Below are 1,531 nucleotides of genomic sequence, written 5' to 3' on the forward strand. Positions count from 1 at the left end.
GATGCCGCGCCGCTGGCCGATCCGTCCGCACGGGTGGTCCCGGTCGATGCCGTGCTGGCCGATCCCGCCGCCGTGCTGGCCGACCTGGCCGCCGCGCCGGCCGCTGATGCCACGCCAATGCGCATCGTCGCCATCACCTCGTGCCCCACGGGCATCGCCCACACCTTCATGGCGGCCGAAGGGCTGCAACAGGGCGCTGCTGAACTGGGCCATGCCATCCGCATCGAAACGCAAGGCTCGGTGGGCGCCGGCACGCCGCTCACCGCGCAGGAAATTGCCGAGGCCGACGTGGTGATCATCGCCGCTGACCGCGAGGTCGATCGCGCCCGCTTTGCCGGCAAGCGTGTGTTTGCCAGCAACACCAAGCCGGCCATCACCGGCGGCGCCGCGCTGATCACCCGCGCCCTGGCCGAAGCCAACGTCCAGGCCGCCGCGCAAGGAAATGCCGCCGCCCCGGCCAAGGCAGAGCGCACTGGCCCCTACAAGCATCTGATGACCGGGGTTTCGTTCATGCTGCCTTTCGTGGTGGCGGGCGGCCTGCTGATCGCGCTGGCCTTTGCCCTCGGCGGCATTCACGCCAACGACGATGCCGCCGCCGGCACCCTGGCGCACACCCTGTTCGAGATCGGCGCCAAGGGCGGCTTTGCCCTGATCGTGCCTGCGCTGGCTGGCTATATCGCCTATTCCATCGCCGACCGGCCGGGCATTGCCCCGGGCATGATCGGCGGCATGATCGCGGCCAGCCAGGGCGCGGGCTTTCTCGGCGGAATCGTCGCGGGCTTCATCGCCGGCTATGGCGTGGACGCGCTGAACCGCGCCATCCGCCTGCCGCGCAACCTGGCCGGATTGAAGCCGATGCTGATCCTGCCGCTGCTTGGCACGCTGCTGACCGGGCTGCTGATGGTCTATGCCGTGGGCACGCCGGTGGCGGCGGTGCTGTCGTTCCTGACCGAATGGCTGCGCGGCATGCAGGGATCGAGCGCCATTGCGCTGGGCCTGATCCTGGGCGCGATGATGGCGTTCGACATGGGCGGCCCCGTCAACAAGGCCAGCTATGCCTTTTCCGTCGGCCTCATCGCCAGCCAGGTCTATACGCCGATGGCCGCGACGATGGCCGCCGGGATGACCCCGCCGCTTGGCATCGCGCTGGCCACGGTCCTGTTCCGCAACCGCTTTTCGGCAGAGGAACGCGATGGCGCCGGGGCCACGGCGGTGCTCGGCCTGGCGTTCATCACCGAAGGGGCGATCCCGTTTGCCGCGCGCGATCCCCTGCGCATGATCCCGGCTTTCGTTGCCGGGTCGGCGCTGGCCGGGGCCATTTCGATGGCGATGGGCGTGGAACTGCGCGTACCGCATGGCGGCGTGTTCGTGCTGCCGATCCCGGGCGCGGTGACCCACCTGGCCGCCTATGCCGTGGCGATCGCGGCGGGCACGCTCACCACCGCGCTGCTTGCCGGGCTGCTGCGCCGCCCGCTTGCCCAAGAAACCACGGCGCTGCCCGCCACCGCCTGAACCCTTTCACATGCGGCCA

At 70.2% G+C, this 1,531-nt stretch carries 1 protein-coding gene; it reads left to right on the forward strand.

The window, feature by feature from the left end:
• The coding region (locus H926_RS0106720) for a PTS fructose transporter subunit IIC (RefSeq protein WP_022675622.1) at window positions 1-1,512 on the forward strand (1,512 nt) is incomplete at its 5' end.
• Window positions 1,513-1,531 lie beyond the last annotated feature (19 nt).

This window comes from Novosphingobium sp. B-7 (assembly GCF_000410615.1).
GTDB classification, from domain to species: domain Bacteria; phylum Pseudomonadota; class Alphaproteobacteria; order Sphingomonadales; family Sphingomonadaceae; genus Novosphingobium; species Novosphingobium capsulatum.